Source organism: Desulforamulus ruminis DSM 2154 (assembly GCF_000215085.1).
In the GTDB taxonomy this organism is placed as follows: Bacteria; Bacillota; Desulfotomaculia; order Desulfotomaculales; family Desulfotomaculaceae; genus Desulfotomaculum; species Desulfotomaculum ruminis.
The window spans coordinates 1,861,363-1,876,689 of sequence record NC_015589.1 but is presented as its reverse complement, the minus strand read 5'-3'; the positions used below and the strand labels follow the sequence as shown (position 1 = coordinate 1,876,689).

Below are 15,327 nucleotides of genomic sequence, written 5' to 3'. Positions count from 1 at the left end.
CCGTATCTGTTGACAAATCTCTCTGTCATTGTGGTACTAATGTAATAAAACAAAAAATTAATGTACAGGGTCATTTTAAGTTGATTTAGTGATTTTTTGCACTTATTCTTTCATAATGGTTTTACTGCTCTCGTTTCCACCGTTTTGATATTCTTTTTACTGCAGCCAAAAATAAAAATAATAGAACACGGATTATACGGATTTCACGGATTCACGCGGATCTTTTAATCTTTATTTCAAATCCGCGCAAATCCGTATAATCCGTTAAATTCGTGTTCCATTGATTGTTTGTGTTATCTGCCTGTTCTTGGGCGCTATTAAAAAGAGCTTTGCACACTCTCTTTACGTAAATCTTATATTGCTGTGGGAGCCAGCCTGCGGCCCAGAATAAATAAGCTTTCCTCATTACGGCCCAGGTCTTTTTCCGGACTTTCCTCAATACAGCGGAATCTTTCACACCGGGTAGGGATAACCGAGATATCGGTAACAATCATATAATCAATTTCCCTGGGGGCTAACTCTTTAACATAACTTTCCGCTTTTTCAATGGCTGTTTTTATAATTTCATTAAGATGATGGCGAATATCACACTGTTCTTTATACACGCATTTTCCACACTTCGCTCCTCCGACCATTCCTTTTCCCCCTCTCAAAATTACCAAATAAATAACATCATCATTCACTTAAGCTACCTTTGATTCAGACCAATTCCGGTTGTACTTATACTACCTTAAAGAATATAAATTTAGTAAAACAAAAAAACCAGCATTAGGAAACGGATGAAACATCCGTAAAAAATGCTGGCCTACCCAATGCCAAGCCATCGCTTCGCACCCTGTCCGCCATAACAGAAATAATTCACAAGTCTTTAAAAAGAAGGTACTTTTATTTTTTCTTAAGATAACTTTTAATAAATATTTTGTACAACGCCATAAGAAGCAATTTTTGGGACTTATCTCTATTTTTCTTTCAGTCACATGCTTTATCTGCCAATTATACACTACTCTAAAAAATCTTTTTATCCCTTTGCCTGAGAAAATTTTGGCTGTTCCCCTGGCGAAATTTCATCCCTACAGCTTATATTTTTGAATAATCGTATAAAAAAGCAGCCCCCATGGAGCTGCTTTATAAAATACTTTTTCATTTTTTTAATAAAACCTGTAAAAAAAAATCTGAACTTGACTTAATTAGTACGTTCTATTATATTTAATTTTTATATCTGAACGGCTTTCTCCTGAACATTATAACTGATCTTTCTCACAAAAGAGCTGGCTTCATCCAGGGCTTTACCGGAGGATGCAAAGACCTCGTCGTCCTCCATGAAAATGTTTTCTTCACCAACATGATGAATAATATGCATCTTATCCAGCATTTTATGAAGCTTGGGGGTAACTCCTGAAAGGATGATTCTTCTCCCATCGCCCATGGCCCGGTTGATAAAGGATTCGATCACTTCCAGGGCGGTAATATCGATGATCGCCCCTCCTTTGAAGCGAATAAGATATACTTTGGAATCATTGTACGCCTCACTCAGCTTTTTCTCCAGGTCTGAGGCAGATCCAAAATAAAGATTTCCTTCCAACTGGATAATCGAGATGGATTGGGCTTCCGCTGTATTTTTCTCTCCATTAATTTCCCGCTCCACAAATCTTCCATCACTGGCTTGTATAGGAGCCAGGGTTCGAACACTGGCCACCCCGGAGTCCTTTAAGTATAACAGCAGGGAGAGGGCCACGCCGGCATAGATGGCGTACTCCAGTTCCGGGGCAAAGATGGTGGTAAGCATGGTGACCAATAAAACAACCGCGTCATTTCGGTTGGTCTTCAGCACCTTAACCATGGCCTTCTTATCAATCATGGAATAGGCAACCACCATGATCACGCCGGCCAGGCTGGCATTGGGAATATACTTGGCATAGGGCGCAAAGAAGAATAATACGATCAGGATAATGAATCCAACCAGGACTCCGGTCAGTCTGGTTCTGCCGCCGTTCTGAAAGGTAATGGCGGAGCGGGTAAAGGAACCGGAGCCCGCGATACAGCTAAAAAAGGAGCCGCCCATGTTGGCTATACCCTGACCAATAAACTCCTGATTGGGATTAATTTTTTGCTGGGTCTGGGAAGCAATGGCCTTGGATATGGAAACAGCCTCCACCAGACCGATAATGGCGATCACCAGCGCCCCGGCAGATAAGTCCGATACCGCCGAGAGGCTAAAGTTCGGCATGCTCAGGGGAGGGATGGCCTTGGGTATTTCACCTACAATTTTCACCCCATATTTTTCCAAATCAAGAGCTACCACTAAAATAACCGAAAAAACAACTCCCAACAAGGCCCCGGGAATATTTTTGCTAATCTTTTTGCATAAAATAATCACTGCGATGGTAAAGAGGCCTATACCAAAGGCGGTATAATTCATTTTGTCCAGACTCTGAAAACAAATGACCACTTTATCAATGCTGGAAAGGTGGCCGCCGGGAAGTTTAACGCCCAGCAAATTATTGAGCTGTCCCATGGCAATGATGATACCGGCTCCGGCTGTAAAACCCACAATCACTGCGTGAGATACATAATTCACAAGGGAACCCAGCCTAAATACGCCCATGGCAAATTGAATTGCCCCCACCATAAAGGTCAGTAAAAACAAATTGGCAAAGAAGTTGTCCTGACCCACAAAAGGAACCATGTAAGCGGCAATTAACAAACAGATGGCGTTGGTGGGACCGGTGGCAAGCTGGTTGGAACTGCCAAAGGAGGACGCCAGGATGGTCAGCACAATCCCCGAATACAACCCGTAAGCCGGGTGAACTCCTGCAATCATGGCGTAAGCCATGGTTTGCGGCAGGGCCACCACCGCAACGGTTAAAGCGGCGGTAAGATCAAACTTAAAGTCACTTTTGTTATAATGACGCAAGGTGTCCAAAATAGGTATAAATTTAAGGATATTCATAAATTTAGCCCCCAAACCGAATTTTTGTAACCCACAAGGTGCTGTAATCCTGTTGCTGTTTAGGAATGGATTGTGAAAGTTTGCATTTATATCTTTAAAAAAACAAGGCACTTTTTCTTTCGTTAATAGAATGACTAGCTGCTCATAGTCTCTCAAGAGTCAAGGGATTCTTCCGCCCTCAACTTATTCCCACGCTCCCTCCTCTTCCCCGTTTCAGATTAATAACTAAATAGCATTTTATCTTCCGGAGAATACAGACTTGTTTTGGCAATTTTCCTTTGCCGGTGGGCAAACAAAATGGCCTTGCAGTTTTCAATTAACCGGTGCTGCAACCAGCCGGGTTCCAATATTTCCACATCATGACCCCACTGCACCAGCAACCCGCTTAATTCCGCCGGACGTTTTGTTTTTAAGTTGATAATATAGCTTCCATCAGAATATCTTTGTTTGGAAACCATTTCGGGCATGAACGCCCTGGATACACTGGTTACAACTTTAGGTGATACCTTTAATTTCACATCCTCTACCAGTTCCTCGGCTGAATCCGAAAATACCATGGTCTGCCGACTCACATGGACGGCATCGTTAAGATCATAAAAAATGATGGGCTGTGTTAAAGGAAGAACAATCCCCAACTGGCTTAACCAGACTCGTAAAAGCCATTCTTTAATAAACACCTTGGCTGCCTGGAGTTCATTTTTATATTGATTTAATTCAACCAAAATCGACATTAAACCAAACTCCGGCCCGTTTTTAGCGTTTTCCGGTTCCCTTACGGTATAACCGCCGCGTTCCCCGGGAGGCAGGTTCGACGATCTCAATATTTCAAAACCCATGGCCTGTAATTCATTTAAATAGCGATAAATCTGCCGGGTGCTGACTCCGCATTTTTGTGCCAAATACTCCAGGGACGCCCCCCCTTGTTCGCTGCATCGACGCAGCTCTCTCAACACCACTTTTAAGTTCCGGGAATGATTATGTTTGATCTTCTTAAAATACTTTTTTTCCACAGTCACCACCCCACTGACATGTTTGTTTTATTGCCAAAAATGCTGAGCAACCCTAGCTTCACCGGTAGCAAAGGCCCCCTGGGAATGGATCAGCGCATGATATACCTGCAGACCCTGCTCCCAATTTGCTTCAGTAAACAAATCCATTACATCACGGGGATTATGAATGTTTATTATCCCTTGCTTGACCAAGGGCAGCAAAAAAGTACAGTAGATAACTAGCTCTTTATTCAAATGTGGATAAGTATCCGCCAATTCACTGGCTGTTTGTGCATTGCGCCAATATTCATTCATCTTTTCGGAATCCAGGGAAGCAGTAAAATAATGTTTCAGCATTTCAAAATTCAACAGGTCTCCCACCCCTTAAAAGGTGTTTTCCTCAAGCAATTGACTAACTTCCTTAAATATCTCTGCCGAGCGGATCATACCGACGACATTCCCTTTCTCCAAAACCGGTATTAAATCCAAGCCCGAATGGATTAAAAGATGAGCAGCATCCAAAACACTGTCTTCAGCATTTACAAATTCGCTCCCAATGGGTGCCATAACATCCTTAACCTTTTTGCCCGATTGACTGATACACAAAGAGATAAAAAGTTCATCCCGGTTTTTAGGCATTTCCTTGGATAACCGCAGCAAATGCATAACCTCTTTAAAGCCTAAAGTTCCCACAAGTTTTTTTTTACTGTTAAATACCAAAACAGATCGGTGTGCCTGGGATCCTTCCGCACAACCGGCATAGAATGTATTTTTAAGAACAAACACGGCATCCCGCAGGGTATTTTCTAAAAATACCGTGGCATAGTCCTGTATTGGGAGCATAATGTCCTTAACCTTCTTTTCCATACAACCCGGCATGCAGGACTCACCCTCCTGTATCCGCAGCAATACCTGTTTGATTTTGTACAAAAAGCGGTGTAAAATTTTGTTTGTAAATTTTTTTACAAACATTCCCGCCCTCTACTTTAAAGCTTTAAAAGTGATATGTTATAATTAAGGTAGTTTTGTCATGCATATTGTGAATTTTGTCTTTTCATTTTGTCATTACATTATGCAAGGCTCGTGCCAATAATAAATAGCTATAGAGCAAATATTTTTGTACGTTTTTAAACACCTTTTGCTTTGCTTAAGAGAAGCAATATTTTTTTATTACTCCTTGACCCTCCCTTTTTAACAGAAACAACCTTATCCAAAGGTTTTGTATGTTTTTGTACACTTGTAATTCTTTTTGCTTGTTAACAAGCATTTATCAGAAAGGGGGATCCCCTTTGCTAAAAATCTTACGAAATAGGTCCTTTGCTACCCAAATTACCATTACCATATCCGTCATTATGTTGATTCCCATCCTGGTCATGATCTACGACATTTTTTTCGTGGGCACCAAGGATGAAATGTTATTAAAGACCAAGGAAGAACGCCTGGGAACCATCGTCAAAGCCACGGTAAACGGTCTGCATGATTTTCTGAATGAGCATCCGCAAAAAGACACGCTCCTTACTTCCCCGGCGGGAGTGGCCATGCTCAGCAGCGCCTTTGAAATTACGGCTAAACCTTTGGCGGAGGCAAATCCTGGCGTTCGTCTGGGTCTCTATATTCCAAAAACCCATGATATTTTTGTTCATGGTTTTTTACACCGCTACCGTCCCTTTTCCCAGGAGGAAATTGAAGCCCGTGAAAGACGTATTTTTAACGAAGCTTCCTCCGGTTTAACGGCCGTATCCGCCACCAAAGAACCTTTATCCCGCATTACCGGTTCCTTGGGAGATCAAACCTTTGAATATCTCATCCCGGTTATGAACAATGATAAACTTATTGCTATCGCCTGGGCGGACGAACAAGTACACCCGGTCTTTGCCCAAAGCAGGCAATTCAGTTTAGTGGCCAGATACCTCACTTTGTTCGGGCTCATTTTTGGATTGCTGGCAGCCCTTTATGTGATCCATAATCTGGCTGCCGAGGTGAGTGTAATCAAAAAAGGGTTGCTGGGAATGGAAGAGGACATCTCTCAACGGCTGCCGTCCATGCCGGGAGAAATGGGGGAAGTGGTTCAGGCCATCAACAACATGGCGGATCATTTAAAGGAAAAGAAAAGACTGGAAGAAGAGCTGCTGCGTTCTGAACGTTTGGTGGCCTTAGGTCGTCTGGTAACCGGGATCGCCCATGAACTTCGCAATCCTTTAGGCATTGTCAAGGCCACCGTTCAGGTCATGGAGGGTGAATACAAGGCACTGCCGGGTATTCGGGAATACACCAGCGTGGTTTGCGATCAGATTGACCGGGGAAATAAAGTCATCCAGGAGTTACTGGATTTTGGACGTCCAAGTAAGCCGATCATCCATCCAACAGATCTCAACTCCTTGTTGGATTCGGTCCTTACTTTTATCTCCCCCATGCTCAGACAAAACAAAATTACGCTGGTCAAAGAGTTGTCTAGCGGACTGCCGCTGGCAGCCATTGATGCGGACCGGATCAAACAAGTTTTTGTAAATTTAATGTTAAATGCCATTCAGGCTATGCCCGAGGGAGGAAAATTAACCATAAAAACCTATGCTGAAAACGGTACGGTCCAGGTAGACTTTATGGATACCGGAAAGGGCATTGAGAGTAAGGATTTGCCGCGAATTTTCGATCCCTTTTATACCACCAAGGACGACGGATCCGGCCTGGGCTTGTCCATCAGCCATCAAATAATACACATGCACCAGGGCACCATTCGGGTTGTACAAACCTCTCCCAATGGAACCATCTTTAATGTAAGCCTGCCGAAATGCACCCCAGGGGAAGGAAGTGTTTTGTATGAGCAATAAGATTTTAATTATTGATGATGAGGAGCATATGTGCTGGGCACTGGAAAAAGGCCTGCGTCAGGAAGGTTATCAAGTGCTGACAGCCACCCGGTCCAAGGAGGGGCTAGAAGTCATCCGCAATGAAGTTCCCTCTCTGGTAATCCTGGATTTAAAAATGCCGGAAATGGACGGTCTGGAGGTTTTAACCGCAGCCAAGGACCTCTATCCCAAGCTTCCGGTCATTATGATTACAGCCCACGGCACCATCGACACCGCCATTGAAGCCATGAAGCACGGGGCCACCGATTACATCACCAAGCCTTTCGACCTGGACGAGCTGAAAATGGTGGTGAAGCAGGCCTTAATGGTGAGCCATCTGCAAAGCGAAGTGACTTTTCTGCGTTTAGAACTGAATAAAAAATACGGCCAGATTGTCGGCAACAGCCAAGCCATTCAAGACGTATGCGCCTTGATTGAAAAGGTCGCGGACAGCAGCGCCACGGTCTTGATAACCGGCGAAAGCGGCACCGGCAAAGAAGTTACCGCTTTGTCCATTCACCAGTCCGGTTCCCGGCGGGATAAGCCTTTTGTGCCCATTAATTGCGCCGCCCTGCCTGAATCATTACTGGAAAGTGAGTTGTTTGGCCATGAAAAAGGTGCTTTTACCGGGGCGGTGGCCCGCAAACTGGGTCGCTTTGAGTTAGCCAATGAAGGAACTCTTTTTCTGGACGAGGTGACCGAGATGCCCCTGTCCATGCAAGTGAAACTCTTACGGGTTTTACAGGAGAGGACCTTTGAAAGGGTGGGCGGCACCGGGAGCATTAAAGTGGATGTCCGGGTCATTGCCGCCACCAACCGCGACCCGGTGGATTGCATCAAAAGGGGAACCTTTCGGGAGGATTTATATTATCGTTTAAATGTCCTGCCCATTCACCTTCCCCCCTTAAGGGAAAGGGTTGAAGATATTCCTTTGCTGGTACTGCATTTTTTAAATAAATTTAATCCCAACCGGGAACCGCAAATTACTCCCGGCGCCATGGGTCTGCTGTGTGCTTATGAGTGGCCCGGAAATATCCGCGAATTGCAAAATGTAATTGAACGGGCGGTCATCCTTTCCCAGGGCAATGAAATTAAAGAACATCATCTTTCCAAGGAAATTCAAAAAAGCGATGACCCGAAAAAAGAGGCTTCTTCTAAAGGACTGATCTTGAATTTTCCTGATGAGGGCATTTCTTTTGAAGAAGTTGAAAAGGAACTGCTGTTAAAGGCCTTGGAAAAAAGCAATGGCAATCAAACCAAAGCTTCCAATTTGCTGGGCATCACCCGTTCCGCACTCCTTTATAGAGCCCAAAAATATAAAATTAAACTTTAAATAACAAAGCACATAATTTTAAGGATTATGTGCTTTTATAGGTGGCCGCATTCTTCCGCCTTTTTATCTTTGCGCAGCCCCTTGTAACTTGGGTGCCTCAACCGCCCCTCCGGGCTGATCTCACTAAAGGTAACCTCGCAAACTAATTCCGGACAAACCCAGACGGTTTTCCGAAAATCCTCATCCGGCAGGCTGGAAAAGGGGGGATGTCCTTCCAAAGGTTTTAACAAAGTAATGATTCTTTTCTCCTCTTCCCTACTAAAACCCGTCCCTACCTTCCCCATATATACCCAGCCTCCCTTCTCCGGGACGCCTAAAATCAGTGCTCCCAACAATCTCTGCCCTTCTCCCTTTTCCCAACCACAAATAACCAGATCGGCGGACTGAACCCAACGGATTTTTTTCCAGTAGCCGGATCTTTTACCCGGTAAGTAAGGGCTGTCCAGTCTTTTAGCTACCATTCCTTCCAAACCTGCGGCTTTAACCACCCTAAAGAACTCACAACCGGAACCCAGCACATACTGGGAGACAATTAAATCCGGTCCCTGTTCCGCCATTTCCTCCAGAAATTTTTTCCTCTGGAGAAGGGGAAGGTTCATTAAATTCCTCCCGTTGCTAAAAAGTACATCAAAGACCACAAAAGTAGCGGGATTTTGTTGGCAAAGCCTGCGTATCTTCAAAGGATCACTGAGCTTGCCCCTGGATTGTAGAGCGCTGAAGGAAGGTTTTCCGTCCTTTAATACCACAATTTCACCGTCTAAAATGAGGGGTTTCTGCTTTACCCTGAGATGCAGTCCCTGCAGGTCTGGAAAACTTTTGGTAAGATCCAGTTGATTGCGGGAATAAAGAAGGGTTTGTTGATTTAGATAGGCCAATGCCCTATAGCCGTCCCACTTAATTTCATACAAGTAATCGTCACTGTCAAAGGGAGCGGCCTTCACCGCCAGCATGGGCTTTAAATTGGGTAGTTCTTTTTCCTGCCGCATATAGACCTCCTCTAAATGCCGGCTGCCTTTTTCTTGGTCCTTTGGCCCTTTTTCTTTTGGCCGTCCCGTTCCTGTTTGGCTAGGTCTATGCTGGCTTTGAGAGCGGACATTAAATCAACTACTTTTTCCGATTCCTTGGCCGGCGGCAATTCAACGCCTTCTCCGGCTACCTTGGCCTGAATAACCTGCATCAATTGTTCACGATATTCATCGGTGTATTTCTCCGGGTGAAAGGGAGCCGCCAGATTATTGATCAAATCAATGGCCATTTTTAGCTCGTTGTCGTGAATACTGACCTGGTAGTGCAATTCCGGAATGGCGGTGGTTTTCCTCACTTCGTCCGGGTAAAACATAGTGCTCATGGTAATAACCCCTTCGGCCACCCGCAATGCTGCCAGGGACTCCTTATTACGAATCACTACTTTGGCCAAGGCCACCTTGCCGGTTTCCTCCATGGATTTTTTCAGCAGTTCGTAAACTCTCTGTCCTCCGTCTCCCGGCGCCAGATAGTATCCCTTATCAAAATAAAGGGGATCAATTTCCGTTAAATCCACGAAATCCACAATATTAATACTGCGGGTATTTTCTCCGGGCAGGTTCTCAAAATCTTCTTCCCGGATCACCACATATTGGCCCTTCTCATATTCATAGCCCTTTACTAGTTCCTCCATCTCCACTTCCGCATCGCAGTAGGGACAATAACGCCGGTATTGTACGGGAGTTTTGCATTTTTCATGCAGGTAATTAAATTTAACATTTTTCTTTTCAGTGGCAGCGTACATTTTTACGGGGACATATACCAGACCAAAGCTGACGGCCCCTTTCCAGAGGGATCTCATGGTTTTTCACTCCTGATTTTTTCCTGTAGTATACCCTTTAGGAAAAAATCAATGATACGGAATGGAAAATTGTCTTTTCTGCCACCTTTTGTTCACTGCAAACCCGGTCACTCCCGAATAAAAAAACAGGCCTATGCAAAAAGAACCCAGAAAGGTTCCTATTACGCAGACCCTTATTTGCAAAAAATAAAATAATAGAACACTGATTCACACGGATTTTTAATTCTTTATTTAAAATCCGTGTGAATCAGTATCATCCGTTCAATCCGTGCTCTATTCCTATTCAGTGGTGGTTATCTGCCTGTTCTTATTATATAAACTTCTTACTTGCTTTTTCTCCGTCATAGCTAAACAATACCGATTTGTTATCAATTTTTGTTTCCAGATGCACCGGTCGTTTCCACAACCGGTATACATGGACCAGGGTTTTTTCCAGATAGGGGATATTTAATTCCCGGTCTTCAAATAAATGCCTCAGGTACATTTCTCCCCTTTTGCCAAAGTCCCCGTCTTCCACAACAATGGTGGGAAATCCGACGTTGGTTAAGTTGTGAACCAGGTAATCCCTCACCTTTTCCCACTGTTTTTCAACAATTTTCCACTCGTGCCCAATTTTCCGGTATAAATAGAGATCCAGTTCTTCCACCAGTTCTTTGGTGAGATAATTGCGTAAAAAGGAAATATCGTTATCCATTTCCCTGACTTCGAATATTTTCTCTCTTCCTGCCCCTTCTCCTAATTCTTTATCCCATCGCTTTTCAATGTCTTCAAAGATTTTCAGACCCACATGGTAGGGATTGATGCTGTTGCGGGAGGGTATCACCACCCCGGCATGCATTTTCCCAAATTCAATGGTCTCTGCTTCCGTTAAATCCATTTCCCTCATAATGCGCAGGTGCCAGTAGGTAGCCCAGCCCTCATTCATAATTTTAGTCTGCATCTGGGGCCAAAAGTAAAACATTTCATCCCTCAGGGTTGAAAGGATATCCAACTGCCATTCTTCCATTTCCCGGGCGTTTTCCATAATAAATAATAAGATATCCTTTTCCGGCTGCTCCGGAAATTTCCCTTTTTCCCGGCTGCAGCCCCCCTTGCAGTCACAGCGGCTATGATCCAGTTCCCATAAATCATCATAGGGCGTGCCGGAGGTTCTCTTGCAGCATCCGTCCTTTTCTTTCTTTTCCCGGTTTTTTCCCCGGATCAGATTGTGCGGGTCGATATGCTCCTGGATGGCCATGACATCATCCACAAAGGCTTCCACCTTTTGTTGCCCATGCACCATTTCATAATTTCGGAACCGGTCCGCCGCCACCGCCATGGATTCAACCACATCCTTGGGGTTGGTAAAACTAAAATAAATATTGTTTTTAAAAAAATCACAATGTCCCAGTACGTGGGCAGCCACCATTTTATTTTGAATAATGGAATTGCCATCCAATAGGAAAGCGTAGCAGGGATTGGAATTGATCACCATCTCATAAATTCTGCTTAAATTATAGTCATATTGCGTTTTCATGCGGTGATAGGACTTGCCAAAGGACCAGTGTGTATAACGGGTCGGCATACCATAAGCCCCGAAGGTATAGATAATTTCACTTGGACAAATCTCAAAGCGCATGGGGTAAAAATCCAGTTTAAAATTCCCGGCGATTTCTATCATTTGTGGAATGGCGGTTTCCAGTTGTTTTAACTCCTCCAGAACCTGGTCGGCCATGGTTACCCTCCCCTTTGGTCCTGATTTTTAAAAAATGTCTTTAATGCCGGATAAACTCCTGATTTATCACGGATGCTTACACTGATAAAACGGGGATGATTAATTCGCTTGTATTGCGTATTCAGGGTACTGGTATAGTAATAAGGCCCTTCAATTTCCCCATAGCCGATCAGATTGCATTTCAACAGCAACTGATCAATATAACGAATGCATACTTCATTGTCACTGTTTAAATTATCGCCGTCCGAAAAATGAAAGGCATAGATATTGTAATCATCCGTTGAATATCGGGATTCAATAATCTCCAGGGCCAATTTATAAACGGAGGAGCACCGGGTGCCGCCGCTTTCCCCTTTGGTAAAAAATTCATCTTCCGTAACTTCCTTGGCTTCCGTATGATGGGCCAGAAAAACGATTTCCACATTTTCATACTTTGTCCGCAAAAATTTGACCATCCAGAAGAAAAAGCTTCTGGCAATATATTTTTCAAAGGGACCCATGGACCCGGAGGTATCCATCATGGCCAGCACCACCGCGCTGGATTCAAATTTGGGAATCACTTCCCAGGTCTTATAGCGTAAATCCTCCGGAGTAATCCCGTGTAATCCTGGATTTCCTTTGAGAGCATTTCTTTTCAGTACTTCAAGGATGGTCTTTTTCCGGTCAATGTTGCTCTGAATCCCGTATTTTCTCACATCTCTGAATTCCACCGATTCCGAGGCCAGCTTTTTATTCCTCTTTTCTTCCAGATTGGGCAAATCCAAATCCTCAAAAACAATTTGTGCTACTTCATCAATGGTTACCTCGGCCTCATAATAATCCGCCCCGGGTTCTTCCCCGGCTCCGGGTCCTTTCCCCGGCCCCTGTTGGGGATCCGTTCCGATAATGTCCCCTACTTTGGTTTTGCCGTTCCCCTGCCCCACATGCTTTTGCTTGCGGGTATCATATTGGAAGCGGAACTGTTCCAAAGAACGAATGGGTACTTTTACCGTCCTGCGTCCATCGGATAAAATAATTCCTTCCTCGGTAACAATATCGGCAAGATTTTTTTTGATGGCCTCCCGCACCTTTTCTTTATGCCGGTGTTGGTCCACTTCCCCTTTACGGTGAAGGGACCAGTCCTCCCGGGTAATAATATAGTTTTGTTCCACAGCCATCACTCCTAACGGCTCAACAAGCTTCCTACGTATTTCAACAATTCATTAGCACAAACCGGGCAATAACCGTGTTCAGCAATCAGCCGCGCGCTGACCTCATTAATTCGCTTCAGTTGTTCCCCGTCCGGAGTCTTGCTGGAGGTGGTGATTTTGACCACATCCTTCAGATCGGCAAAGAGTTTCTTTTCAATGGCTTCCCTCAGTCTTTCATGACTGTCATAATTAAATTTCCGATTTTTTCTGGCATAGATGGATAGGCGAATCAGTATTTCTTCCCGGAAAGTCTTTTTGGCATTTTCGGAAATACCGATTTGTTCCTCAATGGACCTCATTAACTTTTCATCGGGATCCATTTCTTCATCGGTAATGGGATCTTTTATTTTTACGCCATTGCAATAGGCCTCTACGTTATCCAGATAATTATTAAACAATACTTTGGCCGACTCCTCAAAGGAGTAGACGAAGGCTTTCTGGACTTCTTTCTTGGCCATTTCGTCGTATTCTTTTCTGGCAATGGAAATGTAATTTAACAGTCTTTCCTTTTCTTCCTGGGTAATGGAAGCATGCTGATCCAAACCGTCTTTAATAGCTCTTAAAACATCCAGAGGGTTAATGCACTGGGTGTTGGTGCGAATGAGGGCCGATGACAGGCGGTTGATCACATAACGGGGATCCACCCCGCTCATGCCTTCGTCAATGGCTTCATTTTGCAGCTCTTTAAGATCTTTTTGTTTAAAACCTTCTACATCTTCCCCATCGTAAAGTTTCATTTTTTTCACAATATCCATGCCCTGTTTTTTGGACTCCTTTAGCCTTGAGAGCACCGAGAAAATACTGGCCACTTTGAGAGCATGGGGAGCGATATGAATCTGACTTAAATCACTTTGCTTAATCAGCTTTTCGTAGATCTTAACTTCATCGCTCACCTTCAGGTTGTAGGGTATTTTCATTACAATAATGCGGGATTGCAGGGCTTCATTCTTTTTATTGCTGATAAATGCCCGGTATTCATTTTCATTGGTATGGGCCATGATCATCTCATCGGCATAGATGAGAGCAAATCTGCCGGCTTTAAAATTTCCCTCCTGGGAAAGGGACAATAGGTTCCAAAGAAATTTTTCATCGCATTTCAGCATTTCCTGGAATTCCATTAAGCCCCGGTTGGAGATATTTAGCTCTCCATCGAAGCGGTAAGCCCTGGGATCTGATTCCGAACCGTATTCCGCAATGGTTGAAAAATCAATGCTGCCGGTTAAGTCCGCAATATCCTGGGACTTCGGATCCGAAGGAGTGAAGGTTCCGATGCCCACGCGATTATCCTCCGAAAGAAAGACCCTTTCCACAGGAATCTTTTCGATGCATCCTCCAAATTCTGTCTCAAGGCGCATACGGCAAGAAGGACAAAGCTCCCCTTCAATATAAACATTGTATTCCTTTTCAAATTCCGGCCGCAGTTCCTTTGGTATCAGGTGCAGGGGTTCCTCATGCATGGGGCAGCCTTTAATCCCGTAAATGGCTCCCTTTTCTGTTCTGGAGTACTGTTCCAGACCTCGCTTGAGCATAGCTACTAAGGTGGATTTGCCCCCACTGACCGGTCCCATTAACAGCAGGATTCTTTTTCTAACATCCAGGCGCCTGGCGGCCGGGTGGAAATATTCTTCTACAAATTTTTCAAGTGTTTTATCAAGCCCGAATATTTCCTTGGAAAAAAATTTATAAACTTTGCCATTTTCCTTCTCTTCAACCCCGGCATCTTTAATCATGTTGTATATTCTTGCGTGGGCAAGCTGGGTAATATAAGGTTTCTCTTTAACTATGGCGAGATAATCCTGAAAAGTTCCTTCCCAGGACAAACTTTTTTCCAATGATCTGTATTCTTCCAGGCGTTTTAAAAAATCCACTTATTTGATCACTCCTTTATGGCAATTAATCAGGCGGGTAATTAACTAATTTATATGCCGCCGGGTACTCAAAAAGACGGTTTGTACTAAAAGTAACAGGGTCTCAGCTTGGAACAATACGGCGTTTTTTACCGTTTTTAGGTAGCCTGCATCATCCTATTCCTTATTCCAATAAAGCGTTACTCGATAAAAGAATATTTGGCGGGACAAGCCTCGGATGAAACAGCCCGTTAACGTAGATAAACCCCGGAAAACAAAAAAACCACCCAAGGGTGGTATTGATCTCACGGGGTTGTTCATCATAAAAATGTTTACAGAATTTTATCAGCACCCATCCTATTAATGGGTTACTTTCTCACATTCCGGTTCATCCAGTTTAGTAATAATTAAGTTTTTGCCTTCCAGCAGCAAATGATCATATTCTAAAGTGGGAACAAGGCGGTAAAAAACCTCTTCACCTTCGATCCAGGTGAGTAAATATTGCATAACGCCACCCCCGTATCCTGTATACAGTATTCCTTCTTGTGACTATTTTATCAAATTGCAAGGTGGCTGACAATGCTTATTTTTAAATTTTTTACCTGGAGTTAACCTTCCGCCCTTTACGGTACC

13 protein-coding genes are annotated in these 15,327 nt (G+C 43.9%); 2 read left to right on the top strand and 11 right to left on the bottom strand.

The features are described from left to right. Positions 1-353 precede the first annotated feature (353 nt). From DESRU_RS09440 to DESRU_RS09420, 5 genes are all read right to left on the bottom strand, one after another. Positions 354-635, bottom strand: coding sequence for a hypothetical protein (locus DESRU_RS09440; protein WP_013841884.1), 282 nt, complete (start codon positions 633-635; stop codon positions 354-356). 578 nt (positions 636-1,213) lie between these two features. Then, positions 1,214-2,950 (bottom strand): SulP family inorganic anion transporter, encoded by a 1,737-nt coding sequence (locus DESRU_RS09435; protein WP_013841883.1) that lies wholly within the window; start codon positions 2,948-2,950, stop codon positions 1,214-1,216. Between the two features lie 218 nt (positions 2,951-3,168). Further along, on the bottom strand, positions 3,169-3,960 hold the full coding sequence (locus DESRU_RS09430) for a WYL domain-containing transcriptional regulator (protein ID WP_013841882.1): 792 nt from the start codon (positions 3,958-3,960) through the stop codon (positions 3,169-3,171). A 27-nt stretch (positions 3,961-3,987) separates the two neighbouring features. After that, positions 3,988-4,308 carry a hypothetical protein gene (locus tag DESRU_RS09425; RefSeq protein WP_013841881.1) on the bottom strand — a complete coding sequence of 107 codons (321 nt, stop codon included), beginning with the start codon at positions 4,306-4,308 and terminating at the stop codon, positions 3,988-3,990. 15 nt (positions 4,309-4,323) lie between these two features. Then, a complete protein-coding gene (locus DESRU_RS09420) occupies positions 4,324-4,818 on the bottom strand; it encodes a CBS domain-containing protein (protein WP_041275705.1) in 495 nt (164 codons plus the stop codon). Positions 4,819-5,228: 410 nt separating this feature from the next. Here DESRU_RS09420 and DESRU_RS09415 point away from each other — a divergent pair, with 410 nt between their 5' ends. After that, entirely contained in the window at positions 5,229-6,767 is a 1,539-nt protein-coding gene (locus DESRU_RS09415) for an ATP-binding protein (protein WP_013841879.1), read from the top strand. Continuing rightward, entirely contained in the window at positions 6,757-8,118 is a 1,362-nt protein-coding gene (locus DESRU_RS09410; RefSeq protein WP_013841878.1) for a sigma-54-dependent transcriptional regulator, read from the top strand. Before DESRU_RS09415 ends, DESRU_RS09410 begins: the two co-directional genes overlap by 11 nt. Before the next feature lie 35 nt (positions 8,119-8,153). Here the strand turns inward: DESRU_RS09410 and ligD are convergent, their stop codons facing one another. The 6 genes from ligD to DESRU_RS20840 form a co-directional block, all read right to left on the bottom strand. Then, positions 8,154-9,104: a non-homologous end-joining DNA ligase gene (gene ligD / locus DESRU_RS09405; protein WP_013841877.1), complete on the bottom strand. Its 951-nt coding sequence runs from the start codon at positions 9,102-9,104 to the stop codon at positions 8,154-8,156. Positions 9,105-9,115: 11 nt separating this feature from the next. Next, complete coding sequence (gene ku / locus DESRU_RS09400; protein ID WP_013841876.1) at positions 9,116-9,943, bottom strand: non-homologous end joining protein Ku; 828 nt, start codon at positions 9,941-9,943, stop codon at positions 9,116-9,118. Positions 9,944-10,253: 310 nt separating this feature from the next. Beyond that, positions 10,254-11,657: a SpoVR family protein gene (locus tag DESRU_RS09395; protein WP_013841875.1), complete on the bottom strand. Its 1,404-nt coding sequence runs from the start codon at positions 11,655-11,657 to the stop codon at positions 10,254-10,256. Positions 11,658-11,659: 2 nt separating this feature from the next. Continuing rightward, positions 11,660-12,814 carry a sporulation protein YhbH gene (gene yhbH, locus DESRU_RS09390; RefSeq protein ID WP_041275704.1) on the bottom strand — a complete coding sequence of 385 codons (1,155 nt, stop codon included), beginning with the start codon at positions 12,812-12,814 and terminating at the stop codon, positions 11,660-11,662. A 5-nt stretch (positions 12,815-12,819) separates the two neighbouring features. Further along, positions 12,820-14,715, bottom strand: a complete 1,896-nt coding sequence (locus DESRU_RS09385; RefSeq protein WP_013841873.1) for a PrkA family serine protein kinase — start codon at positions 14,713-14,715, stop codon at positions 12,820-12,822. 339 nt (positions 14,716-15,054) lie between these two features. Next, positions 15,055-15,201 (bottom strand): hypothetical protein, encoded by a 147-nt coding sequence (locus tag DESRU_RS20840; protein WP_013841872.1) that lies wholly within the window; start codon positions 15,199-15,201, stop codon positions 15,055-15,057. Between the last annotated feature and the right edge of the window lie 126 nt (positions 15,202-15,327).

Coding starts and splice junctions, on each gene's coding strand:
- DESRU_RS09440 (WP_013841884.1), bottom strand. CDS start 635: ATGGTCGGAGGAGCGAAGTGTGGAAAATGCGTGTATAAAGAACAGTGT.
- DESRU_RS09435 (WP_013841883.1), bottom strand. CDS start 2,950: ATGAATATCCTTAAATTTATACCTATTTTGGACACCTTGCGTCATTAT.
- DESRU_RS09420 (WP_041275705.1), bottom strand. CDS start 4,818: ATGCCGGGTTGTATGGAAAAGAAGGTTAAGGACATTATGCTCCCAATA.
- DESRU_RS09410 (WP_013841878.1), top strand. CDS start 6,757: ATGAGCAATAAGATTTTAATTATTGATGATGAGGAGCATATGTGCTGG.
- ligD (WP_013841877.1), bottom strand. CDS start 9,104: ATGCGGCAGGAAAAAGAACTACCCAATTTAAAGCCCATGCTGGCGGTG.
- ku (WP_013841876.1), bottom strand. CDS start 9,943: ATGAGATCCCTCTGGAAAGGGGCCGTCAGCTTTGGTCTGGTATATGTC.
- DESRU_RS09395 (WP_013841875.1), bottom strand. CDS start 11,657: ATGGCCGACCAGGTTCTGGAGGAGTTAAAACAACTGGAAACCGCCATT.
- yhbH (WP_041275704.1), bottom strand. CDS start 12,814: ATGGCTGTGGAACAAAACTATATTATTACCCGGGAGGACTGGTCCCTT.
- DESRU_RS20840 (WP_013841872.1), bottom strand. CDS start 15,201: ATGCAATATTTACTCACCTGGATCGAAGGTGAAGAGGTTTTTTACCGC.